Annotated in this window: 26 protein-coding genes; 17 read left to right on the top strand and 9 right to left on the bottom strand. The window is 38.9% G+C overall.

From position 1 onward, the window contains the following. Window positions 1-39 precede the first annotated feature (39 nt). From yhaM to ACFW35_RS16195, 3 genes are all read left to right on the top strand, one after another. Window positions 40-999 (top strand): 3'-5' exoribonuclease YhaM, encoded by a 960-nt coding sequence (gene yhaM, locus ACFW35_RS16205; RefSeq protein ID WP_379847192.1) that lies wholly within the window; start codon window positions 40-42, stop codon window positions 997-999. A gap of 370 nt (window positions 1,000-1,369) precedes the next feature. Beyond that, the gene (locus tag ACFW35_RS16200) at window positions 1,370-2,677 is read left to right on the top strand and encodes an MDR family MFS transporter (RefSeq protein WP_379847191.1); all 1,308 of its coding nucleotides are present in this window, start codon (window positions 1,370-1,372) and stop codon (window positions 2,675-2,677) included. A gap of 66 nt (window positions 2,678-2,743) precedes the next feature. Then, window positions 2,744-3,076, top strand: coding sequence for a sporulation YhaL family protein (locus ACFW35_RS16195; protein WP_379847189.1), 333 nt, complete (start codon window positions 2,744-2,746; stop codon window positions 3,074-3,076). A 526-nt stretch (window positions 3,077-3,602) separates the two neighbouring features. On the opposite strand, the gene ACFW35_RS16190 is transcribed toward ACFW35_RS16195, so the two are convergent. Further along, window positions 3,603-4,499, bottom strand: coding sequence for a peptidylprolyl isomerase (locus tag ACFW35_RS16190; protein WP_379832657.1), 897 nt, complete (start codon window positions 4,497-4,499; stop codon window positions 3,603-3,605). A 206-nt stretch (window positions 4,500-4,705) separates the two neighbouring features. On the opposite strand from ACFW35_RS16190, the gene ACFW35_RS16185 reads away from it, so the two are divergent. The 4 genes from ACFW35_RS16185 (at window position 4,706) to ACFW35_RS16170 (ending at window position 6,945) form a co-directional block, all read left to right on the top strand. After that, window positions 4,706-4,831, top strand: coding sequence for a YjcZ family sporulation protein (locus ACFW35_RS16185; protein ID WP_083207638.1), 126 nt, complete (start codon window positions 4,706-4,708; stop codon window positions 4,829-4,831). Between the two features lie 98 nt (window positions 4,832-4,929). Beyond that, entirely contained in the window at window positions 4,930-5,022 is a 93-nt protein-coding gene (locus ACFW35_RS16180) for a YjcZ family sporulation protein (protein ID WP_077363456.1), read from the top strand. Window positions 5,023-5,507: 485 nt separating this feature from the next. After that, a complete protein-coding gene (locus tag ACFW35_RS16175) occupies window positions 5,508-6,086 on the top strand; it encodes a YpmS family protein (RefSeq protein WP_379847187.1) in 579 nt (192 codons plus the stop codon). Window positions 6,087-6,603: 517 nt separating this feature from the next. Next, complete coding sequence (locus tag ACFW35_RS16170) at window positions 6,604-6,945, top strand: DUF1878 family protein (RefSeq protein WP_077363450.1); 342 nt, start codon at window positions 6,604-6,606, stop codon at window positions 6,943-6,945. Here ACFW35_RS16170 and ACFW35_RS16165 read toward each other — a convergent pair. After that, window positions 6,936-7,517: an HTH-type transcriptional regulator Hpr gene (locus tag ACFW35_RS16165; RefSeq protein ID WP_379832660.1), complete on the bottom strand. Its 582-nt coding sequence runs from the start codon at window positions 7,515-7,517 to the stop codon at window positions 6,936-6,938. The genes ACFW35_RS16170 and ACFW35_RS16165 overlap by 10 nt on opposite strands. Before the next feature lie 210 nt (window positions 7,518-7,727). Next, window positions 7,728-8,009: a YtxH domain-containing protein gene (locus ACFW35_RS16160; RefSeq protein ID WP_379847186.1), complete on the bottom strand. Its 282-nt coding sequence runs from the start codon at window positions 8,007-8,009 to the stop codon at window positions 7,728-7,730. 145 nt (window positions 8,010-8,154) lie between these two features. Between ACFW35_RS16160 and ACFW35_RS16155 the strand changes: the two genes are divergently transcribed. Both ACFW35_RS16155 and ACFW35_RS16150 read left to right on the top strand, forming a co-directional pair. Further along, window positions 8,155-8,310 carry a hypothetical protein gene (locus tag ACFW35_RS16155; protein ID WP_379847185.1) on the top strand — a complete coding sequence of 52 codons (156 nt, stop codon included), beginning with the start codon at window positions 8,155-8,157 and terminating at the stop codon, window positions 8,308-8,310. A gap of 65 nt (window positions 8,311-8,375) precedes the next feature. After that, entirely contained in the window at window positions 8,376-8,795 is a 420-nt protein-coding gene (locus ACFW35_RS16150) for a YkvA family protein (protein ID WP_379847183.1), read from the top strand. Between the two features lie 25 nt (window positions 8,796-8,820). On the opposite strand, the gene ACFW35_RS16145 is transcribed toward ACFW35_RS16150, so the two are convergent. The 3 genes from ACFW35_RS16145 to ACFW35_RS16135 all read right to left on the bottom strand — a co-directional run bounded on the left by ACFW35_RS16145 (window position 8,821) and on the right by ACFW35_RS16135 (window position 11,073). After that, entirely contained in the window at window positions 8,821-9,333 is a 513-nt protein-coding gene (locus tag ACFW35_RS16145) for a tryptophan transporter (RefSeq protein ID WP_379847182.1), read from the bottom strand. A 120-nt stretch (window positions 9,334-9,453) separates the two neighbouring features. After that, window positions 9,454-10,533, bottom strand: a complete 1,080-nt coding sequence (gene serC, locus ACFW35_RS16140; RefSeq protein WP_379847180.1) for a phosphoserine transaminase — start codon at window positions 10,531-10,533, stop codon at window positions 9,454-9,456. An 87-nt stretch (window positions 10,534-10,620) separates the two neighbouring features. Further along, the gene (locus ACFW35_RS16135; RefSeq protein ID WP_379847179.1) at window positions 10,621-11,073 is read right to left on the bottom strand and encodes an HIT family protein; all 453 of its coding nucleotides are present in this window, start codon (window positions 11,071-11,073) and stop codon (window positions 10,621-10,623) included. A 578-nt stretch (window positions 11,074-11,651) separates the two neighbouring features. On the opposite strand from ACFW35_RS16135, the gene ACFW35_RS16130 reads away from it, so the two are divergent. The 5 genes from ACFW35_RS16130 to ACFW35_RS16110 all read left to right on the top strand — a co-directional run bounded on the left by ACFW35_RS16130 (window position 11,652) and on the right by ACFW35_RS16110 (window position 15,179). Continuing rightward, window positions 11,652-12,182, top strand: coding sequence for a PCYCGC motif-containing (lipo)protein (locus ACFW35_RS16130; protein WP_379847177.1), 531 nt, complete (start codon window positions 11,652-11,654; stop codon window positions 12,180-12,182). 69 nt (window positions 12,183-12,251) lie between these two features. Further along, window positions 12,252-12,995, top strand: a complete 744-nt coding sequence (locus ACFW35_RS16125; protein ID WP_379832666.1) for an ABC transporter ATP-binding protein — start codon at window positions 12,252-12,254, stop codon at window positions 12,993-12,995. After that, window positions 12,992-14,209, top strand: coding sequence for an ABC transporter permease (locus ACFW35_RS16120; RefSeq protein ID WP_379847176.1), 1,218 nt, complete (start codon window positions 12,992-12,994; stop codon window positions 14,207-14,209). The genes ACFW35_RS16125 and ACFW35_RS16120 overlap by 4 nt, the downstream gene beginning before the upstream one ends. A 39-nt stretch (window positions 14,210-14,248) precedes the next feature. Further along, on the top strand, window positions 14,249-14,374 hold the full coding sequence (locus ACFW35_RS16115) for a BBE domain-containing protein (protein ID WP_379836980.1): 126 nt from the start codon (window positions 14,249-14,251) through the stop codon (window positions 14,372-14,374). Between the two features lie 58 nt (window positions 14,375-14,432). Then, window positions 14,433-15,179, top strand: a complete 747-nt coding sequence (locus ACFW35_RS16110) for an EcsC family protein (protein ID WP_379847174.1) — start codon at window positions 14,433-14,435, stop codon at window positions 15,177-15,179. Between the two features lie 328 nt (window positions 15,180-15,507). On the opposite strand, the gene ACFW35_RS16105 is transcribed toward ACFW35_RS16110, so the two are convergent. Then, window positions 15,508-15,939 (bottom strand): ferritin-like domain-containing protein, encoded by a 432-nt coding sequence (locus ACFW35_RS16105; protein ID WP_191754781.1) that lies wholly within the window; start codon window positions 15,937-15,939, stop codon window positions 15,508-15,510. Window positions 15,940-16,159: 220 nt separating this feature from the next. On the opposite strand from ACFW35_RS16105, the gene ACFW35_RS16100 reads away from it, so the two are divergent. After that, window positions 16,160-16,477: a DUF3243 domain-containing protein gene (locus ACFW35_RS16100; RefSeq protein ID WP_379847538.1), complete on the top strand. Its 318-nt coding sequence runs from the start codon at window positions 16,160-16,162 to the stop codon at window positions 16,475-16,477. 277 nt (window positions 16,478-16,754) lie between these two features. Further along, window positions 16,755-17,462, top strand: a complete 708-nt coding sequence (locus tag ACFW35_RS16095; RefSeq protein WP_379847173.1) for a phosphatase PAP2 family protein — start codon at window positions 16,755-16,757, stop codon at window positions 17,460-17,462. On the opposite strand, the gene ACFW35_RS16090 is transcribed toward ACFW35_RS16095, so the two are convergent. Then, the gene (locus ACFW35_RS16090) at window positions 17,440-18,354 is read right to left on the bottom strand and encodes a diacylglycerol/lipid kinase family protein (protein ID WP_379847171.1); all 915 of its coding nucleotides are present in this window, start codon (window positions 18,352-18,354) and stop codon (window positions 17,440-17,442) included. The genes ACFW35_RS16095 and ACFW35_RS16090 overlap by 23 nt on opposite strands. After that, a complete protein-coding gene (locus tag ACFW35_RS16085; protein ID WP_379847170.1) occupies window positions 18,351-18,842 on the bottom strand; it encodes an antibiotic biosynthesis monooxygenase family protein in 492 nt (163 codons plus the stop codon). The genes ACFW35_RS16090 and ACFW35_RS16085 overlap by 4 nt, the downstream gene beginning before the upstream one ends. Before the next feature lie 157 nt (window positions 18,843-18,999). Between ACFW35_RS16085 and ACFW35_RS16080 the strand changes: the two genes are divergently transcribed. Next, window positions 19,000-21,228, top strand: coding sequence for a transglycosylase domain-containing protein (locus tag ACFW35_RS16080; protein WP_379847168.1), 2,229 nt, complete (start codon window positions 19,000-19,002; stop codon window positions 21,226-21,228). The last annotated feature ends 459 nt before the right edge of the window (window positions 21,229-21,687 follow it).

The raw sequence follows: 21,687 nt of genomic DNA, 5'->3' as shown, positions 1-21,687 counted from the left end.
GATATGCTATACTTAAAACAAAGAAAGGCGGGGTGGAATATGAAAAAAGGACTTGCTTTTTATAAGGTAGGAGAAATGGTGGACGGGTTTTTTCTCGTCAAATCGTCTGTAAAAGGAACTGCCAGCAACGGAAAGCCGTTTTTGACGCTGATCCTCCAAGATCAAACGGGTGATGTAGAAGCGAAATTATGGGATAGCTCTCCTGAAGACGAGGAGCTTTATGCGGCACAAGCAATTGTGAAGCTTGCTGGTGAAATGGGCAATTACAGAGGAAAAATGCAGCTTAAGCTTAAAGCGATCCGCCCTGCAACGGAACTTGACGGCGTAAAAATAAGCGATTTTCTTGAAACAGCTCCACTCACACAAGAGGCTATGGTGGAGACGATCACACAATACATATTTGAGATGAAAAATCCGAATATACAGCGAATCACGAGGCACCTGCTTAAAAAATATCAAACAGATTTTCTGGAATACCCAGCTGCTGTGAAGAATCATCATGAATTCGTTTCAGGCCTTGCTTACCATGTTGTATCCATGCTCAATATGGCCAAGGCATTCAGCAAACTATATCCTTCCTTGGACACAGATCTTCTTTATTCCGGGATTGTTCTGCACGACCTTGGAAAAGTGATTGAACTTTCAGGGCCAGTCGCAGCGACATACACATTAGAAGGTAAATTGCTGGGGCATATTTCGATCATGGTAAATGAGATCGGGATGGCAGCAAAAGAGTTGGAGATTGAAGGAGAAGAAGTAACTGTCCTTCAGCATCTTGTGCTTAGCCATCATAGCAAGCCAGAATGGGGAAGCCCGAAACAGCCATTGATCAGAGAAGCAGAGATTCTTCATATGATTGATAATTTTGATGCACGAATGAATATGATGGACCGTGCGCTGGAAAAAGTACAGCCAGGAGAGTTTACTGAGAAGCAGTTCGCTTTAGAGAACCGTTCCTTGTATAAGCCTCAGTTCCAAGCGGAATTTGCCAAAAATTAATTTGGAAGAAAACGATTGTGAATTATTTGAAATTATGTTAAATTTGGAATTGGAAATATAAGAAAACATTCAGGAGGCAATGACTCATGAAAAGCATTGTTCAAATTAAGGCAGGAAAGCAAGCTAAATAACGTCCAATCCTTCTAGGAAAGGCTTATTTTGCTATGCGATCACCTTCTTTTGAGCGATCTTTCTTGTGTCATCTTCAGCCTTTTTATGAAAAGTCTGTGGTATGCACATGCAAGGGTGCTTATCCATGGGCTTTTTCTGTTTTATTAGAAATCCCGTTGTTTACTCCATATAGCGCTCAAAAGACAGGTATAAGTGATGAAAATATCGGAATTTAAATTACAAGAAAAGAGTGTGCAACATGAAATGGAAAGACTGGGATACAAATATTAAAGTTCGTTTAATCGGAGAGTTTTTTGTAAATCTATTATTCTGGATGTTCTTCCCGTTTATGGCTATCTATTTTTCAGATGAGCTGGGAAAACAAACAGCTGGTATTTTGCTTGTACTCTCACAAGTAGTGGGTGTTATCACAAACTTGGTCGGTGGATATTGTGCCGACAGGTATGGACGCAAAAAGATGATGGTTATTTCTGCAAGGGGGCAGGCTGCTTCGTTCGTATTCTTCGTTCTGGCAAACTCTCCTTGGATGGATTCACCTATTTTAACGTTTATCGCTTTTTCAGCATTAGGATTGTTTGGATCTCTATATTGGCCGGCGAGTCATGCCATGATTGCTGATGTAGTTGAAGAAAAGCATCGTACAGAAGTTTTTGCTGTGTTCTACACATCCATCAACATTTCTGTGGTATTTGGACCCGTTTTAGGAAGTATATTCTTTTTCTCTCATCGTTTCGAATTACTTCTTGCATGTTTAATAGGGAGTATTATCCTGGCATTTGTTCTTGCTAAATACATTAAAGAAACGGTTCCGGTTAAAAAAGAAATTCTTGAACAAGTAGGTCCCGATAAAAAATGGCATGAAGCCGTTTGGGAACAATTGAAGGACTATAGGGTTATTGCTAGTGATAAGTTATTTTTGCTGTTTATCCTAGCAGGAATTCTCGTAGCTCAAACATTCATGCAGATGGATTTATTATTAGCTGTCTATCTGACAGAAAAGGTACCGGAACAAACGCTGATTGCACTCGGAAATTGGGATCTTAAATTAACGGGTGAAAAAGTTTTCGGATATTTAATTTCCTTAAACGGATTGATGGTTGCACTTTGTACAGTTTGGATGGCTAAATGGATGAACCGATTTAATGAAGGAAGAGTATTTATTTTTTCTGCTCTTCTATACGGTGTATCTATGCTTGTTTTCGGCGGCACGACGATGATGTGGGTTCTGTTTGGAGCGATGGTCATCTTTACGACTGCCGAACTGATGGTGGTAGGGATTCAGGAAAGTTTTATTTCTAAACTGGCACCAGAGAACATGAGAGGTCAATACTTCGCGGCAGCAGGTCTTCGTTTTTCAATCGGCCGCACGATTGCTCCGATTTCTATTCCATTAACGATGTGGATTGGCTTCGATAATACGTTTTATCTGCTCTTCATTCTAGCTGTAATAAGTGCGGGAATTTACTACGTTATGTTCCGTGCATTTGATAAGAAAGTGAAAACAAATTCAACGGTTGAAACGAAAGCAAAACCTGCACTTTCGTGACATATCTTTTGCAGCTCCCTCATAGACTTGATTAAAAGCTTGTCTAACAAAAGGGGGAGTTTATCGATGAAAGGATACGCTGCTTTATTTTTTGGTGCGATACTTATTGCTGCATTTGTGCTGAAAGAATATTCGGCAGGAGTAAGTGAGTTCTTTGTAATGACTCCATGGTGGATGTATTTTGTACTTTCCGGCATTATTTATAGCGGATACAGGGCAACAACACTTTTCCAGGAAGACCGTGCTATTGAGCAAAAGGTGATAGAAGAAGAAGGAAAGGTGTACATGAAACGCCTGGAATTGGCGAGAGCACATGAAGAAGCCAAGGAAATGAATGAGCACTTCGAAATGGCTGCTGAAGAGGAATTAGAGCCAGAACAGAAAGCTTCTGGAGAATAAAAAGGAAGACCTGCTGAGTTCAGCAGGTCTTTTGTTATGGCTGATTCGTAAACTTTGTTGCTTTTGTAAGAGGTTAATTTCCGCTACAGAACTCGCTTTCCGTAGGGTGTGCGGTGAGCCCTCGTCGCCTCGCGACATTGAGTGGTCTCACCTGTCCCACTGATCCTGCAGGACAAGGAAGGCTGCGACAGCGTTACATCGCACGAAGAAAATGCGATTTTCATTTTCGAGGAGTCTCGTCCTTTCGCTCCAATTAACTATTCATTGAAGAATTTGACAAGAATCTCTCAGTTGCAATAATCTTTTAGAAAAGAGCGTATGTTATTTATATGAGTGTGTCTTCCTGGTACGAACAAATTTTGTATGAAAAGCATTTTTGTTCAGTGAGATCGATTTTTTGTACGGTTGCCCCAATTTTTTGTTCGGTTCAATTTCATTTTTGTTCGTTCATGTTTTTTTTCAGGAAAATGACGCTAGAAAAATAGAAACCAGGCCCTTCATAAAGGCCTGGTTTCATATTAATTGATTATTGTTGCGGTTGTGGCATTGCTGGTTGCTGCGGCTGTTCAGCTTTCTTTTCGATCTTTTCTTTTAGTTCTTTGTCTTTGATCTTAACGTCCGCTTTTTTGCGAAGATTTTCTAGAATTTCAGTGATTGGTTTAGCTTTTTGCTGTTTTAATTCTTGTTCAACTTGTTCTTTCTTGTCTTCGAACTTGTTTTCACGCTTGTCCGTTACTTTGATGATGTGGACACCATAATCAGACTTAACAAGGTCACTCGTTTCACCTTTATCAAGAGTGAACGCTACTTTTTCAAATTCAGGAACCATAGCACCTTTACCGAAGAAGCCAAGGTCTCCGCCTTTTGATTTAGAACCAGGGTCTTTAGAGTATTCTTCTGCTAGTTTAGCAAAGTCTCCGCCCTCATTAAGTTTCTTTTGAACTTCTTTAGCTGTTTTTTCATCATCAACTAAGATGTGGCTAGCTTTTACTTCTGTTTTGTATTTTTCTTCAAATACTTTCTTCATTTCATCTTCAGAAATCTTAACACCTTCAGTTGCAGCTTTTTCATTTAAAAGCATAGACTTTACGCGTTCTTTTAGCTGTTTCTCATCAGATAAGCCATTTTGCTCAAGTGCTTGTTTGAAAGCATCTTCTCCGCCAAGCTCTTCCTTGATCTTGTCGATTTCTTTATCAATTTCTTTGTCTGTTACTTTGTATTTATCTTCAAGTACCATTTCATCGATCATTTGGTTAAGTACTTGATCACCATATTGTTCTTTCATTTTATTGTAAAACTGTTCTTTTGTAATATCTCCAGCTTTAGATTCAACAATTGCTTCTGAGTCAGCACCAGCGTTATTACAAGCGGATAGAGAAATTAGTCCCGCTGTTAGCCCTAAAGATAACATCCATTTTTTCATTTTCAAACACTCCTACTGTGAAGTAATAATTTAACATCTCTAACTATAGCATAAACGTTGTGAGTATTCCTATTCAATAAACGAAATATGAGAAAATTTACACATTATATTTTGCGTGTTTTAGCGTATAGTAATCAAATTTCATAAAAAAATTTTTAAAACCCGGGACATTCGTCTAATCAAAACAGGGCACATCACTATATGATATGGAGAAAGAAAAGGGAGGTATGATGATGAGTTACGGTTATGGTTACGGGTGTGGGGGAGGATTCGCATTAATTCTTGTTCTTTTTATCCTTCTCATCATTATTGGAGCATCTCACTGTAAATAATGAAAGTATGAAAATTCAGCGATATGAGGGCAGATGCCTATGCGTATCTTACTCATGATGCATAGGATAGTGTACTGATTGATGAAGGAGGTGGCAACATGGGCTCAGGACACGGACATGGAAGAGGCTTTGCGTTGATTGTAGTGTTGTTTATCTTATTGATAATTGTAGGTGCTGCTTGTTTCTGCTAATATAAACGCTAGTCTTGCAGCCTTTTCTTTTGAAATGGACTGTATGGCTTGAACTATTTAAGCAGATTCGTTATTGTTGTTTTTACTACTCTTGATCAATAGGTGCAGCGCATATGTATGTTAAAGTTACACAAGGGGGAATGCAGTCTGGTTCCCCCTTTTACTATTTGCATTAAAGGATTGACTTAAATCGTGCAGCCAGCAAAGTTTTCTCTAAAAGACGTTTGAAATATAAGAAGAAATGAGAAGAATGGTAATAGAAACATTTATGGTTCGGTAAACTGAATCTTCCTGTTTTGGGGACAAGTTTTTTTTATCACAGAGCTTGTATGTGAGTGAATTGAATACAAATAAAAATACAGGTGCTAAAAAAACGAATAAATAGCCAGCCATTTAAAAACCTCCAACATGAACTACTTGTTTAACTTTACCAAAATATGTGGAATATGAATAGAAAAAATACTTTTCAAACAAGGGGAGAGAAGATGCGAAATAAATGGAAAGCAGCATTCTTTATATTATTACTTATAACAGTAGCAATTCCAGCAACAGTCATCATTTTACTTTTTACAGATCCGAAAGGCGGGCATTTGGATAGAAGTGCACTAGATTCAGATATTCGCGATAATCAAAAATTGTTAAGCATACATACCGAGAAGGAACAGGTGGAAGACTTGCTGAACAAAGAGCTGAAGAAAAAAGCTCCAAATGTAAATGTATACGTTAATTTACGGGATGAAGCTGTACTGAACGGTTCATTTGTGGCTTTTAACCAGGAACTTCCTTATCAGATTACCTTTGAGCCGGAAGTTATGGACAATGGTGATCTGTTATTAAAAGAGAAGGATATCCATGTTGGACGTTTTCCTTTGCCAGGGGACGAGGTATTTAAACTGCTGAAGAATACGGTTAAGTTTCCAGAATGGGTAGATGTTTATCCTTCAGATGAAAGCATTTTGATGAGGGTAACAGAAATGCCAACAAAACCAGGATATGCTGTAAAAACAGAAGAATTTGATTTAAAGAAGAATTCCATTAAGTTTGGCGTTTATACGAAAGAATAACGAGAAACACTCTGGTTCGCAGATTTTTGCGGGCTAGGGTGTTTTTTTAAAAGGGCTGTTTTTGTAGAGCATTATTGAACTTGAAAGTAGTTGATCTCCGTTCCAGGTGCTCGCTTTCCGGGGGGCGTGCGGTGAGCCTCCTCTGCGCTTTGCGTCACCTGTCCCGCTCCAAAAAAGTATCCTTGCTCCTGCGTCTACAAGTATATGCTAACGATGTGAGCTTCCTCGTCGCATGCCCTACGAGAAGCTTCTCAGGTGGTAGGCACGCACCTTACACTCCTATCAACTAGTCGATGAAGAATATAGCAAAGGACTTTTAGCAACACTCTATCAGTAAAAAATCTTACGTTAACATTCTTGTTTTTGTTTAATCTCCGTTCCATGGTGCTGAATTTCCACGGGGTGCGTGTGGTTGTCTTTCACAAAAACATCATGCTTTTAGAAAATTAAAACCATATCCAAATGGGGAAAGTTGGATTATAATATAGACATAGTATGACTAGAAAGCAGGGTATGTATGGAGACGGTTGAAGAGAGGTTAGAAAGACTGGAATTTTATAATCAGCTGACGATTGAAAGTGTCGATCTTACTTCGTATCCATTCTTCAGGCTAGTCATGGAAAAAAAGCTCACCGAAACAGAAGTGAATGATATCATTCAGCTTTGCGATGAGCTTGAAAAAATATTTTTTATGCAAAAAGAAGCAGGTTTTGTTCATTACACACCGCTGTTAATTCACTTTGCAGGTATGCTGACACCAAAGCTTAATCCTAGAGAAACAATCCTGGCATTACTTCATCAGGAAAAATATACTTCATTGATGGAAAAGCTATATGAACTTTCTGTTCGTTATGAATGAGAAGAAGCAATTTCTTCAGCTGCGATAACAGGTGAAGCTGCTTGTTCTTCGATTGTTGCTTCGATTTTTTCTTCCAGTTTGTTGAAGATAGACATGAAATCTTCACCATATAAATTGCGGATAATTGACATCAGCTCAGGGAACTCAGGAAATCTTCCAAAGAGTTCTTTAATTGGCATAGATGCGCTGAATACACCGAATTTGGCTGGATCATATGTGTTTAATGTTTGTAATAGAAGTTCTTCACCTTTATCTGTTAAACAGATGTATGTATTTCGTTTGTCGTCTTCTTTTTTAGAAAATGTAAGGTAGCCTTGTTCTTCAAGTTTCTTTGAAAAGTTAAAGGCTGTTGATACGTGCATAACACCGAATTTCGCGATATCCGAAATTGAAGCGCCTTCTAGATGATGAGCAATCCAAAGGATATGGTGTTCGTTAATGTTTAATCCATAATCTTTAATCCAATTTTGCCAGTCTTTTTCTACACTTTTCCATAAAGCTTTACTAATTTGTGAAAGTTTGTGACTATAGATCATGGCTTCTTGAAAACTATATAATTGATCTTTGTTCATTTTTAAAATGCCCCTCCATCTTATAAAACACATCCTATTCCTCATTATGCCAGTATTTCCTATAATAAGAAAGTAAAATTTTTCAATTTCTGCTTATTTTTTAGTAAATTAGAATTATAACTTTTAGCAGATATAGTGATAAAGTCAGAGAATCTATATGTTTGTACATAAAGAAAAAAATTCCCCACTGCTGGAGAATTTTTTTGTTATTTATTTCGTATCCTGCTCGATTTCTTCTTCCATGTTTTCAATAGTAGAAGCAGCTGTTTCTTGCATCGCTTCCTCTTTTTCTTTATTAGCAAATTTGATCTTTGCTCTAAGCTGAATCCCGTCGCGCTTAATGCTGGAGAATGTAGATTTCATTTTATCCATATTTTCTTTCAGATCTTTTCTTACCTCTTTGCCTGCCTTAGGTGTTGAAAGTAAAGTAGCTGCTGCTGTTACAACCGTTCCTAATGCGAAACCTACTACCATGGATTTTGATTTAGACATCTTAAAATTCCTCCTCATTCTTTTATTATCTAATAAATTCGTGAATTTCTCTTATAATCCTATGAAAAATAATGACGAATATAAAAATATTTCCCGATAGATTTCGTCATGTTTGGACAAGATACACGTTGTGGGATATATGCTTATGAATATGATTTCAACCCTTGGAATGACGATGTCTATAGCTGCTTTCATTGTTTTTCATTGGACGTGCTTAATAACTCGCTGTATGTCTGATTTAGTAGATTGCTGGCATACTTTGACGATTAGAAAAGCAAAAATTAAAAAAGGGAAATCGTGATAATATTTGACGAAGAATATAAAAAGAGGGTATACATATAAAAAAAGACCAGGAGGGGAATGGGTTTGAAGCAAAATACAATCGGCAATTATTTTAATAAGATGAAAGAAAAGGCGAATGCTGTTTTAGAAAGTTCGACACAAACAGGTGAGCTTGTTACAAAAGCCGAAGACAAAACTTCTCAATCAGATAAGCAAGGTTTGAGAGATCTAGGAGCACAGGTGAAAGCACTTGTCCGCTTAGTAAGATCCTATAAAAAAGGTGATTACCGAGACGTCTCTAAAAAATCAATGGTTCTTATCGTTGCTGGTCTTCTCTATTTTGTGAGTCCGATTGATGCGGTTCCTGATTTCTTGATTGGGGCAGGTTTATTGGATGATGCTACAGTTTTGGCGTTTTTGTTTAAAACATTATCGAGTGAAATTTCAGCGTTTCAATCTTGGGAAGAGACAGAAGAAGACACATACATAAAGCCAGCTCCTTAAAGGAACTGGCTTTTTAAATTTTATTTTATGCAGTTAAATTTGATCGTTTTGAGAAGCGGTTTGCCACCGGATAAATAAAGAACATGATTAGTCCGCTAATTATGCTAGTAGGAAGTACGATCATTCCAATAAAGCTGAACAATGATCCTGGCAGACCAGCGACCATCATGGCTACGAGCAAGAATAATGTTCCGCTGACAATTGTTCCGATAACGGTTAATAGAACAGCACTGTAAGTATTTACTTTTACTTTACGTGCTAATAAGAACATTCCTAAAAATATAAATGCTGTAATTGGTTTTTCCACAATGTTTGCAATTTGTCCTCCAGCCATTCCGGTTGTCAGTGCTGAAATGACACCTGCTGCCATACTTGCGATCAAAACATTCTGTTTCGTTGGTGCAAGCATGATGGCTAAGAACATCATTACCAGAAGCAAGTCAGGCTTCATCCCGAAGAATAATGGCGGCACAACCGTGTGAAAAACATACCCTAATGCAATAAGTACTGATGTTAACGCTAATGATTTTGTTTTCATTTCTCATCTCTCCTCAGCTATTTCTTTTAGCCTAAATTTCTTTCCAATAGTGCCCTCGTGGCCTATTGCGAAAGTAACTCTACTGTATCAAAGATATTGAAAAATTTAAAGGCTATATACTTATTTACCGTATTTTCCCTGAAAGTGAAGCATGAAATCGGCAAGTTTTTCGCATGATTTTTCTGGTACAGCGTTATAGATCGAAGCTCTGAAACCACCGACAGAACGATGCCCCTTCAATCCAAAAATACCGTTTTCTTCACTTTCTTTTATAAAACGTTTTTCTAATTCGGGATCACTTAATGTGAAGGTGATATTCATATGTGAGCGTGACTCTGGCGTCGCATAACCATTATAAAAACCATCGCTGCTGTCAATCGCGTTATAGATTATCTCTGCTTTCTTTTTATTTTTAACTTCTAATTCTTTTACACCGCCTTGTTCTTCGATCCATTGCAAAACAAGATTAAGCAGGTAAATTGAGTATACTGGCGGTGTGTTATAAAGAGATCTGTTCTTTGCATGTACCTGATACGACAGGATAGAAGGGAGCGATTCGTTTTCTTTTAATAGGTCTTTTCGGATAATAACAGCTGTAACTCCAGCTGGGCCAAGGTTTTTTTGGGCGCCTGCATATATCAGAGCATAGTTAGAAACATTAAAAGGCTTGCTCATTATGTCACTCGACATGTCTGCAACGAGAGCAGGATGAGAAAATGCATCCAAGTCTGGCCATTGAGTTCCATAGATTGTGTTATTAGAGGTGATGTGCAGGTAAGCGTCTTGATCGCTTGGTTTATAATTCATTTCTGGAAGCGTCCGGTATTTGGTGTCTTTCCCTGAGACGACAGCTTCAGTTGAACCGATTTTTGATGCTTCTTTAAATGCTTTTTCTGACCATGATCCAGTTAATACGTATTTAGCGGTTTTGCCAGAACTGAGTAAATTCATAGGGAGCATGGCAAACTGGAGACTTGCTCCGCCTTGCAAAAATAAAACATCATGTGTTTCAGGGATATCTAATAAATTCCGCATAAGGGTCTTAGCCTGTTCATGAATTTCTTCATATGTTTCCCCTCTGTGGCTGTGTTCCATAATATTTAACCCTGTTTCCTTAAAGTCATCCCACTCTGACTTAGCACGTTTCAAAACCTCTTTAGGCAGAGTAGTCGGTCCTGCTTGAAAATAAATGCGTTCCATTTCTTCTCCTCCTCTGATGATGTGATGCTCTTGAATATGAAAAAACTGCCTTGGTAAGATAGGCAGTTTTACTATGTAGTGTTAGTTCTAGACGTTTTCTTTAATGTTTTGAGCGATCTCAGCCATTTCATTGGCAGGGAGCTCCTGCGTTTTCCAGACTGCACCAAAACCATCACCAGAACCATATCGCGGAATAAAATGCATGTGGTAGTGGAAGACAGACTGGCCGGCAGCTTCGCCGTTGTTATTTAAAAGATTCAATCCAATTGGGTTAAACGTTTGTTTAATGCTTGAAGCGATTTTTGGCACAGCAGAAAAAAGCTTGGCTGCTGTTTCTTCAGACAGCTCAAAAACATCTTTTGAATGTTCCTTTGGAATGATCAGCGTATGTCCTTTTGTAACCTGGCTGATGTCTAAAAAGGCAAGAACATTTTCATCTTCATACACTTTGTAGGACGGAATTTCACCTGAAACAATTTTACAAAAAATGCAGTTTGAATCGTGGGACAAGCGGCTCACCTCATTTTTTTTACTTATCATAACACACATTAACGACGAGAAAAATAAGACTGTTTTCTAAATGATTTGTGTTTTTGGATTATTTTTATTGTAGACACTTCATTGACAAGTTGATTGGAGCGCAAGGTGCGAGACTCCAGCGGGATCAGTGGGACAGGTGAGACCCCGCCAGCGCGAAGCGATAGGGAGGCTCACCGCACGCCCCGCGGAAAGCGAGCATCCTGGAGCGGAAATCAACCACTACTAACAGCCAAAAATAAAGAAGAAGAGTCCTATTAGAAAATAGAACTCTCCTTCTTATAGAGGTTAGAGAAGAAAGGAGAACATGAAAACAAAGCAATAAGATTTTTTAGCCATGCACCTCTAGTTTAAGAATCTGCAATTGCTCAAGCACTGAATAGTCCAAGAGAACCATCTCCTTAAATGAAAAGCATTTTAAAAAAAATCTGAACCGTTGTATCTTTCTCCCTGAAGAAGGGGGGATACCTTCTTCCCTTATATCTTGTCCATACAGTCTTACTTGTTATACATATAAAATTGGAAAAAAGGGCTTGAATTGAGCTATTATTAGATAAGAATGAACAAGAGGAGGGTCCTCTGTGAAAAGAAGACAACTAGTAATGACGATGACTCTTGCTGCTGGTGTTCTCATTTCAGGATGCGGGAATGAGAAAGAAGAAGAGCATAAGAACCATCAAGGACAATCACAGCAAAAACATGAAAAAAGTGGACATGAAAAGCATCTTGCTAATGGTGATATTCAACAATTAACAGCTTCCGTTGACATTATGCCTGCATTTTTAGATAAACAGCCTAAAGAAATTTCAGCGATTTATGCCGCTGCACCAAAGTTTAAAGAAGTGCTGGAATCAATGCCTTGTTATTGCGGCTGCGGTGATTCTGCAGGGCATAAAAACAATTATGATTGCTTTGTAGCTGATAATAAAGAAGACGGAAAAATCGTATGGGATGATCATGGAACAAAATGCGGCACTTGTCTTGAAATTGCAGCAATCAGTATGAGTGAGTCTGCAGAAGGCAAAAGCACACTTGAAATCCGGAAAATGATTGATGAGAAATATAAAGAAGGTTATGCGGAGCCTACACCAACTCCAATGCCTGCTTCTTAAAGGGTAAAACAAAAAATATGGTAAATAATAGGTGTGTAAAGATAAACCAAAGAAAAGGGAGGGTAAAAAATGAAACCTATCCTAGAAGTCAGTGACTTAACAGGCGGTTATATGCCGAATCAGCCTGTCATCCATAACCTGAATTTTTCTGTGAAAGAAAGTGAAATTGTCGGGCTGATCGGATTAAACGGAGCTGGAAAAAGTACGACGATTAAACATGTTCTCGGACTGATGGAACCTATGTCTGGCAGCTCGAAGATTTTAGGGCAAACCTTCCGGGATGAACCGGAAATTTACCGCAGCCAGTTTACTTATATCCCTGAGATCCCCATTCTTTATGAAGAGCTTACATTATGGGAGCACCTTGAGTTAACGGCTATGGCTTATGGTCTTGAAGAACAAACTTTTTTAGCGAGGGTACGGCCTTTGCTTGAAGAATTTCGTATGGATAATAAGATTAAATGGTTTCCAAACCAATTCTCTAAAGGGATGAAACAAAAGGTAATGATCCTTTGCGCCCTATTAGTGGAGCCAAAGCTTTATATTGTAGACGAGCCATTCGTAGGTCTGGATCCTCTAGGTATTCAATCTTTCCTTGAATATATGGTTGCGTTTAAAAATAGCGGTGCAGGAGTTCTAATGTCCACTCATATCCTTTCTACTGCTGAGAGGTACTGTGACCGTTTCTTGATCATGCATGAAGGCAGATTAGTGTTAAGCGGAACTTTGGAGGAATTGAGGGAAAGAAGCGGGCTGACCGATGCTACCCTTGATGAGATCTACCTTTATGTAGCTCGAGGTAAAGTAACATGATCGATGTTAAAAAATTATGGCGCAAACGCCGCAACGCACATTTAACTCAAACGTTAAAATATTTTAGTTTAATGGCAAACAGCGGACTCATTGTTTCATTAATTTTACTCATCATTGTGGGCAGTATTTATTATGCAAAGCTTCTTAAAGCACTACCTCAGGATTTCCCTGCAGTGCTTATTCTGACGGTGCTGTTTTCGTTCTTGCTGACGAAAAGTGCAATAAGAACTTTATTAAAAGAGGGAGACCTTGTTTTTTTACTGCCTGTAGAATCTGGGATGAAGCATTATTTTTCACAGAGCTTATTTTCTGCGATCGCAAGCGGTTCGTTTTTAACTCTTTTTGTATTTACACTGACGTGGCCGATTGTCCAGGTATTCATTACAGATGGATGGAAAATGTATGTCACTTTTGCTTTCTTTTTAATCGCTGCGAAAGTATTTAATTTATATGTTTCGTGGGAAGAAAGAAGGTTGCCGTATAAAAGCCACCAATTAAACTATAAGATCATGAGATTTATCGTGAATTTTGTTTATGTATATCTTCTGTTTAACGAAGCTTTTGTCTTCTTGATTGCCATGTTTGCTATTATGTATGTTTTAAAGAACTTTGTGTTCGGTGTTTTTAAGAAGATTCACGGTTACCAATGGGAAATGCTTTTAGCTGAAGAACAGACGCTAAAGATGAAGGGATACCGTTTAGTAAATTACTTTACAGATGTTCCTGCACTGAAACAAACCGTTCATAAAAGACCTTTGCTGAACATGCTTGGTACGTTCTCTTTTAAGAAAAAGAATATGATGCCGGCACTTTTTATGAAAACATTTACGCGATCAGGTGATTACTTAGGTTTGTACATAAGGCTGGTTTTAATCGGTTTTATCTTTTTATATCTGATTCCACCCGGATGGTGGCAGCTGGCTGTAGTTATATTGTTTTTTCAAATGCTTGCGCTGCAATTGTTTACACTCTACACGCAATATAAATGGAATGTGATTTTTAACATATATCCAATCGAGAATAAATTAAAAATTGCGGCATTTATTAAGTGGCTGCGAGGTCTTTTGCTGATGCAGGGAATCTTGTATGGAGTGTTTTACGGAATCCTCACAGGTGATTGGCTGATTGCACTATTGATGCCTGTTTCAGCATTCGTGTACAGTCTGTTACGCCTGCCATCCATGACAAAGAAACATATAACACTATCTTCCTAGCCTTAGAGGTTAGGAAGTTTTTTTGTTTATTGTAATTTCATTAAGGATTGGCTTGAACAATGCTATTTTGAAAATCTGCCCCGGTTGATTAAAGTGAAAACAAAATATGATCCAGAAAATCTATTTAATTTTCCATTAGGCATTCCAACGAAAAGGGAATTATAAGTGTTTACTTGAAACTAATAAGATCGTTAATCCGTATGTCTAGGAGAGGAGGAGAAAGATGAACACTTATGAACAAAAGGTTTTTGAAGAACTGAAAAGCTGGGAAGTTGAAATGACGAAGCGGCCCTCGCTTTGGAACAAAGCAACAAAATCGATTCAGACAAAAATTAATGAGAAAATACCTCAAAAAGTGCATGACGTGATTACAACTAGTATGAAACATATGATAAAAGCAACATTAGTAGGCTCGGAATATACGACGAAGCGGACGACTCAGCTCGAAGCAGAGCTTCGTGAAAGAGACGAAAAACTGAAGGAGCGCCTCGCTTTTTATAAAAAAACAGCGGCTGTAGAAGGCGCTGGTACAGGGGCTGGAGGTATATTGCTCGGTCTTGCTGATTTTCCTTTACTGATGGGGATAAAAATGAAGTTCCTTTTTGAAGCCGCAAGCATATATGGATTGGATGTAAAAGACTACAGAGAACGGATTTTCATACTTCATGTGTTCCGTCTTGCTTTTTCCGATCCTCATAAAAGGAAAGAAGCGTTTGAAAAAGTAGTCTTTTGGAAAGAAACGATTCATGAATTTCCTGAACATCCAGGAGCGCTTGAGAATATCAATTGGCAAGAACTGCAGCAGGATTATCGCGATCATATCGATTTGATCAAGATGCTTCAGATGGTGCCAGGTCTTGGAGCGATTGTGGGAGCATATGCAAATTATCATTTTTTGGAGGATCTAGGGGAAGTGGCTCAAAACTGTTTCAGATGGCGTGTTTTAATGGAACAGAATAGAGATTTATAAGAAAAAGGTTGCTTTTCTAAGCAGCTTTTTTTATTTCTGTTTGAATAGGCTGGAAACGGAAGAAATAATGAAGATTTTGATATTCAAAATTCAAAATTCCTCCGTAATAGATAGTTGGGGTGAAACTTAAGTATCATCGGGTGAAAGCAGTAATTCACGGGGTGAAACTCGGCAGTATTGGGGTGGAACATTTGTATTTGGGGTGAAACGAGCCTTTCAATGGGCGAACGTGTAATAAATTTTAAGAGCACGTACCGTAAAAGCCTCAGACACCAACAAACGAAAAAGCCAGCTAAAATGTTAGCTGGCTTTTTAATCATATATTTATTTAGAAGCGGCTATCGCTTAGTAAGCGATCCATTTCTTCCTTATGCTTTGTTTCATCAGCGATCATATCTTCCAGCTGAACAACTAACTCAGTCAGCTTTAGGTTAGATGCTTGCTCTTTACGCTCTTCATAACGTCTGATTGTGTCTTCTTCAGCATTGCGTGCTTCTTCAAGCATTTCGCGCACGCTTTCTACTTGTTTAACTGGCTTCGGCTGAGTAGTGGGTGTTCCGCCTAACGTTTTGATCTTTTCTGCTAAATAAAGAGCATGTCCCTGCTCATCCGTAATTTCACTTTGGAAGAAAGGTTTTAAGATCTGACGGTACAATCCAGATACTGTTGCTGCATTATGGTTGTACATAATGATCGCTGAGTACTCGTTTGCAAGATCCTCGTTTAGTCCATCAATTAGTGCTTGTAAGTCTTTTTCCATTTGTATAACCTCCTGAATCTTGTTCTACAAAAGTATCCTTCCCTTTTTCTAATCATAGTAAACCGAAAGTATGAATAGAAAAAACTGAAATAAATCAAACTGTATAAATAAGTTTAAGTTGTGTGAAAAAAAGGTAAATGGATAACAGACCTAACACAATAGTTAAACAAAGGTCATACACACACACTTTTAAGGAGGTAAAAAAATGGAAAGCAAACACATGGTGGACAAAGAACGTGATGTTGACATGAGCAAGGTTGAGGACACAGCAAGCCGTATGAGTGAAAGCAAAAAAGACGAAATCTTGTCTAATTTTGAAGAATTCAAAAGCTATCTTCACAGCAAAGTTGAAGTCGGCGAGAAGATGGGTATGAGCGAGGAAACACTTGCAAAAACGGCAGAAAAAGTTGCTGATTATCTCGCTGCACATGAGGAGCCTCGCAACTCTGAAGAAAACCTCTTAAAAGAATTATGGAAAGTCGGAGAACAAGAAGAGCGCCATAAGCTGGCTCATATGCTAGTGAAACTTGTTAAATAGAATGTATGACCAAGGGGCTGTCCCAAAAACAAGGTAAACTTGCTTTTGGCAGCCCCTAATTTTTTATTTTTAACAAAATAAAAAATAAATAATATCGTCCAAATTTAGCTATCTAATATAGGTTTTTTAATAACTTAATCTAAGACATTATCTAAATTGTATCAAATATAAAAAAGGAGGCATGCCCTCAATGTACAGCCCAGCTGAGAAAAAAGTTTAATACTCATTGAAACGGTGAAAACTTGAGGTATATATAATTTATAAAAGAGGAGATCTTATGTTACGAGACTTAGCAAACAAGTTACCTTTTCCGATACTCCCCGTTATCTATATTTTAGCCGGTCTCTTTCTTTCTTTTTATTCCTTAAATGTATTCTTTGAACTGTCTGAGGATTTGATGGAACAGGAACGATTTACGTTTGACCAAGTTATCATCCAATATGTATCGAATATTCGAACCGAGACGTTAACGGAAATTATGAAATTTATAACCTTTTTAGGTGGTAAAACAATACTTACCCTCCTTTTGATAGGAAGTCTGGTTTGGCTGATCGTGAGACGGAAAAATTATTGGGGAGCAATATTTTATATAATTGCTGTAGCAGGCGGAGGTCTCTTAAATCTTGGTCTTAAGCACTGGTTTGGAAGAGTTCGGCCGGAAAACAGCCTTATCATTGAACAAGGATTCAGCTACCCTAGCGGTCATTCAATGGGAAGTTTAATTTATTATGGATTCTTAGGCTATTTAGTAATAAGAAGCCAGAGGGGAAGATCACTCAAACTATTGTTGGGGATAGGTTTTATCACTTTGATCTTGCTGATCGGATTCAGCCGGATCTACTTAGGAGTCCACTATCCATCTGATGTGCTGGCAGGCTTTTCTGCAGGTACTGTCTGGCTGCTTTTATGTATCGGCGGCCGTGAGTCTATTCGGGCATACAAAAAAAGGACGCTTCCTTTTTTTAAAAGGAAACATCCCCAGTAAGTGCTGATATATGCTGTTTAAGGCATTTAACGACAGAAGGTGTTTTATGTTCCCGTTCTCCATCACAGTCAATTAACTGCTGGGGAGCGGTTTTTATTTGAATTTCTGAGCTTTGAAAATAGTGATAGCCCTGTCCCTCATAGGATGTGTCGGTAAGCCGATTTTGCAGAACATCCCAAATAAACGAAATAGAAGGTTCTTCGATTAGCAAACAATCCAGTTTGCCATCTTGAATATCAGTGTCTGGAAAGAAAGGTCTGATCCCGCCTGTAAAAGGTCCGTTTACGGCTAAAAACATGGCTGCTTTCCCTTCGAACTGAAACTCATCAGATTGAACCGAGATCTCAAAAGGTTCCCACGTTTGCATTGATTTTGCTGCAGATAAATAATAAGACAGTCTCCCGAATTTTTCTTTTGTATCCGGGTCTATAGATTCTGATACATGTGTAATTAATCCGACTCCCCAAAAGTTCGTAAAGAAATGTCCGTCGAATTCTCCTATATCAATATGCCTGATATTTTTCTGACTCAGCTGTTCGGCGGCTTTTACAGGATTTTGGTTCATGCCGAGAGCCCGTGAAAAATCATTGCAGGTTCCTCCAGGTAAAATTCCGAATGCGGGTTTTCTTTCTTCTAATGATAATAATGCCTCTGCAATTTCATGTACGGTACCGTCCCCGCCAGCTGCAAGGATCACATCTGTATCTGCATGAAGCTGCTCTACAAAAGATGCACTTTCACCAGGGGCTGATGTTTCGTATACTTGTACGTCATGAAAACCATTTTTCAATTCTGTAATGACTTCGTTCCAATTGTTGAGAAGACGTCCCTGTCCCGCTTTAGGATTTAAGATAACAGAAACACGTTTTAGTTCTGATGCATTCATACTCATTGAACGACCATGTATTCTTTGACAAATGACTTGCCAGAGAAAAGAGTTTCAGGAAGTCCTTTAGAAGTGCCTCTGTCCTTATGAGCTTCTTCATATGCTTTTGATTGCTGCCAATTAATGAAATCAGCATGGGAGTTCCAGAGAGTCATTATAATATACGGGTCTTGGTGAAGCGGGCGGAGTACACGAATTCCAATGAATCCAGGTTCATTCTCAACAAGCCCTGCACGATTCTGAAAACGCTCTTCAAAAAGACTGCGGCCATCCTCTGTTACAGGAACGTGATTCATAACGACAAAGCCTGCGCCTGATAAGGATCCTCTCTGGTTGATCACTTCATATTCATGTTTTTCAGTAAAAGGATTCTCTCCATCTGTTTCATAAACGAGTGCGGAGTTTGAATCACCTTCTAGCAGGAGCGCCTGGTTGTATTTTTCTTGATAGCTGGATAGATAGTCGGTTGTTCCGTACGTGATATATGTCTTCATTTGCTAATCCCTGCCTTTTAATCGATTTATCTTTGTTTTACCCAACCAACATGCGGGTTAAACAGTGTAAGAATCTTACTGCTTGTAATATACTTTCCATCTGAGGGAAAATTATATAAAATGTACTTTTCGACCTAGAAGGAAATGAGGTTTAATTATGGTGAAGAAAAGTCTTGTCGCACTTGGTATTTTAGTTGGTTCATTGATCATCGGATTTTTTGCCTATCTTTTTATCATTATGGCGGGAGACTATGTGATTGATGAAAAAGACCTTGTAATGGATTCGGCGACGTTTTTGGTGAACGAAAAAGGTGAAAGAATCACAAAAATATATGATGAAAACAGGGAAATCGTTGATATAAATGATATTCCTGTTCATGTTCAGGAAGCTTTTGTAGCAGTAGAGGACTCACGTTTTTATAAACATAACGGAATTGATGCAAAAGCGATTTCACGTGCCATTTATAAAGATATTTTAGCTGGAAGCAAGGTTGAAGGCGGAAGTACGATCACGCAGCAGCTGGCTAAAAATGTTTTTCTATCACATGAAAAATCCTGGCTACGCAAAACAAAAGAAGCGGTTATCGCCATTAATCTTGAACGAAGATATTCAAAAAACAAGATTTTGGAGATGTACCTGAACCAAATTTATTTTGGACACGGGGCATATGGCATTCAGCTTGCTGCCAAAACGTATTTTAATAAAGATGTAAGTGAACTAACTGTTGCAGAGGGTGCAATGCTAGCCGGACTTCCGAAAGCTCCAGGTCATTACTCGCCTATTAAACATCCGGTTGCTGCAAAGGAACGCCGAGATCTAGTGCTGACCCTTATGGAGAAACAAAACTATTTATCTCCGAATGAAACAGTAAGAGCACAAGGGCAAACGATCGCCGTAAACTTTACTCAGGAAGAACGAAATCCGGCTTATTCTACTTATATTGACATGGTTATTAAAGAAGCGAGAGAGAAGTATCATATCTCGAGAGAAGAGTTGAGGCAGGGCGGGTATAAGATAGTCGTGCCAATGGATCCTGCTGCACAAAATTCTGTTTATAAAAGCTTTCAAGAAGGAAAGTATTTTATCGGGACCGGAAAGGAAAAACCTGAAGGAGCCATGGTTCTCATGGACAGCCAGACAGGGGGACTGCTCGCTGTTCAGGGCGGTCGGAACTATGTGACAGAAGGGCTTAACCGCGTTGAAGTAAACCGGCAGCCGGGATCAACCTTTAAACCATTATCCGTTTATGGTCCTGCTTTGGAATCGAAAAAATATAAGCCGTATTCCATGCTGCTGGATGAGGAAATGAGCTATAACGGATACGAGCCGAAAAACTATAACGGCAGATACGAAGGGAAAGTATCGATGGTAGATGCTGTCACACACTCTGTTAACTCATCAGCTGTATGGCTTTTAAACGAGATTGGTATTTCTTACTCCAAAAAGTATTTGGAAGACCTCGGTATGCCGATTGAAGATAAAGGACTCGGCATCGCGCTTGGCGGAATCGATCATGGGGTAAGTCCTTTGCAGATGGTTAAGGGCTACAGAAGTTTCCTTCATGAAGGGAAGACCGTCGAACCTTTTGTTATAAGCAAAATTTACAATCATGAAGGCGAGCTGATCGGCAAGGCTAAGCGTGAAGAAAAGAAAGTATGGACGAAGCAGAATGCATGGAACATGACACGCATGCTGCAGCAGGTTGTGGAGAACGGAACAGGTTCAGATGGTCCGGAAAATATGGAGATTGCCGGAAAAACAGGAACGACTAATTATCCGAATGTGGATAAAGGAAATAAAGATACGTGGTTTGTTGGGTATACCCCTCAAGTGGTCGGAGCTGTTTGGGTAGGTTATGATAAAACGACAAAAGAATCCTATTTAAATAGCGGAAGTGCACAGCCTACTCTTCTATTTAAACAAGTGATTAACGGGATGCCTTCACAACAAGGATTAGCCTTTAAGAAACCTGATGGAGTAAAGGATTTAGAACCTCCGATCGAAATGATCGAGGTCGGTGATCTTTCTGCTGAATTTGGTATGGGTGACTATGGCATACCATCTGTCAAGTTAAGCTGGACGCCATCTAAGGACAAGCGTCTCCAATATAAAATCTATGCTATAAATGATGGGGAAACAACGAAATTGGATACGGTAAAAGGAAAGGGAGAGTATGTTGCTTCAGGCAAGCATTTGTTCACACTGCCTGACTTTTATGTCGTTCCCTCTAATCCTCTTACTAAAGAAGACGGACACCCTTCCAACACAGTTTCAATCTCATTCTTCCCAGGCTTTGGTGATGATGACGATGATAAAAAAGAAAGCCGCGGAAAAGGGAACAATGGAAAGAAGAAAGACAAAAAGAAAAAGAAGAATGATGATTAAGTTAAGGGAGATGGCTTTTGTGCCATCTTCTTTTTTGCAGTTTTTATTAGGCTCTATTCTAAAAGATTGTTGCTACAGAGTTCTTCATCGAAAAGGTTGATTGCAGTGGAAGTTGCGAGACTCCTCGAAAATGAAAGACCACATTTTCTTCGTGCGATGCAGCGCTGTCGAAGCCTTCCTTGTCCTGCGGGACTGGCGGTCAGGTGAGACACTTAAAAGTGAAACGTACGAATGTGGCTCACCGCCTGCCCCGCGGAAAGCGAGCAATTGGAACGGAAATCAACATCTTCCAAAAACAACAAAGTTTACGAAAACAGCCTTTTATTAAGAGGACGTTTGTCGAAAGTTAACGGAAATAGTATTTAATTAAAATACCGTGCGATTCTATCACGCTAACGTGCGATTAAGCTTACTACGTATTAATCAGGGACCGTGTGATGCTCATAAACTGTTAAACGA

Source organism: Fictibacillus sp. NPDC058756 (assembly GCF_042746035.1).
Taxonomy (GTDB): Bacteria; Bacillota; Bacilli; order Bacillales; family Fictibacillaceae; genus Fictibacillus.
The sequence above is the reverse complement of the archived record's forward strand: the minus strand, read 5'-3'. Positions and strand labels throughout refer to the sequence as shown.

Excerpts from the sequence above, each read along its gene's own strand:
- ACFW35_RS16175 (WP_379847187.1), top strand. The coding sequence starts at position 5,508 with ATGCGAAATAAATGGAAAGCAGCATTCTTTATATTATTACTTATAACA.
- ACFW35_RS16195 (WP_379847189.1), top strand. The coding sequence starts at position 2,744 with ATGAAAGGATACGCTGCTTTATTTTTTGGTGCGATACTTATTGCTGCA.
- ACFW35_RS16200 (WP_379847191.1), top strand. The coding sequence starts at position 1,370 with ATGAAATGGAAAGACTGGGATACAAATATTAAAGTTCGTTTAATCGGA.
- ACFW35_RS16190 (WP_379832657.1), bottom strand. The coding sequence starts at position 4,499 with ATGAAAAAATGGATGTTATCTTTAGGGCTAACAGCGGGACTAATTTCT.
- ACFW35_RS16165 (WP_379832660.1), bottom strand. The coding sequence starts at position 7,517 with ATGAACAAAGATCAATTATATAGTTTTCAAGAAGCCATGATCTATAGT.
- ACFW35_RS16080 (WP_379847168.1), top strand. The coding sequence starts at position 19,000 with ATGGTGAAGAAAAGTCTTGTCGCACTTGGTATTTTAGTTGGTTCATTG.
- ACFW35_RS16160 (WP_379847186.1), bottom strand. The coding sequence starts at position 8,009 with ATGTCTAAATCAAAATCCATGGTAGTAGGTTTCGCATTAGGAACGGTT.
- ACFW35_RS16125 (WP_379832666.1), top strand. The coding sequence starts at position 12,252 with ATGAAACCTATCCTAGAAGTCAGTGACTTAACAGGCGGTTATATGCCG.
- ACFW35_RS16145 (WP_379847182.1), bottom strand. The coding sequence starts at position 9,333 with ATGAAAACAAAATCATTAGCGTTAACATCAGTACTTATTGCATTAGGG.
- ACFW35_RS16120 (WP_379847176.1), top strand. The coding sequence starts at position 12,992 with ATGATCGATGTTAAAAAATTATGGCGCAAACGCCGCAACGCACATTTA.
- ACFW35_RS16185 (WP_083207638.1), top strand. The coding sequence starts at position 4,706 with ATGGAGAAAGAAAAGGGAGGTATGATGATGAGTTACGGTTATGGTTAC.
- ACFW35_RS16180 (WP_077363456.1), top strand. The coding sequence starts at position 4,930 with ATGGGCTCAGGACACGGACATGGAAGAGGCTTTGCGTTGATTGTAGTG.
- ACFW35_RS16135 (WP_379847179.1), bottom strand. The coding sequence starts at position 11,073 with ATGATAAGTAAAAAAAATGAGGTGAGCCGCTTGTCCCACGATTCAAAC.
- serC (WP_379847180.1), bottom strand. The coding sequence starts at position 10,533 with ATGGAACGCATTTATTTTCAAGCAGGACCGACTACTCTGCCTAAAGAG.
- yhaM (WP_379847192.1), top strand. The coding sequence starts at position 40 with ATGAAAAAAGGACTTGCTTTTTATAAGGTAGGAGAAATGGTGGACGGG.
- ACFW35_RS16095 (WP_379847173.1), top strand. The coding sequence starts at position 16,755 with ATGTTACGAGACTTAGCAAACAAGTTACCTTTTCCGATACTCCCCGTT.
- ACFW35_RS16085 (WP_379847170.1), bottom strand. The coding sequence starts at position 18,842 with ATGAAGACATATATCACGTACGGAACAACCGACTATCTATCCAGCTAT.
- ACFW35_RS16110 (WP_379847174.1), top strand. The coding sequence starts at position 14,433 with ATGAACACTTATGAACAAAAGGTTTTTGAAGAACTGAAAAGCTGGGAA.
- ACFW35_RS16155 (WP_379847185.1), top strand. The coding sequence starts at position 8,155 with ATGAATATGATTTCAACCCTTGGAATGACGATGTCTATAGCTGCTTTC.
- ACFW35_RS16170 (WP_077363450.1), top strand. The coding sequence starts at position 6,604 with ATGGAGACGGTTGAAGAGAGGTTAGAAAGACTGGAATTTTATAATCAG.
- ACFW35_RS16090 (WP_379847171.1), bottom strand. The coding sequence starts at position 18,354 with ATGAGTATGAATGCATCAGAACTAAAACGTGTTTCTGTTATCTTAAAT.
- ACFW35_RS16105 (WP_191754781.1), bottom strand. The coding sequence starts at position 15,939 with ATGGAAAAAGACTTACAAGCACTAATTGATGGACTAAACGAGGATCTT.
- ACFW35_RS16100 (WP_379847538.1), top strand. The coding sequence starts at position 16,160 with ATGGTGGACAAAGAACGTGATGTTGACATGAGCAAGGTTGAGGACACA.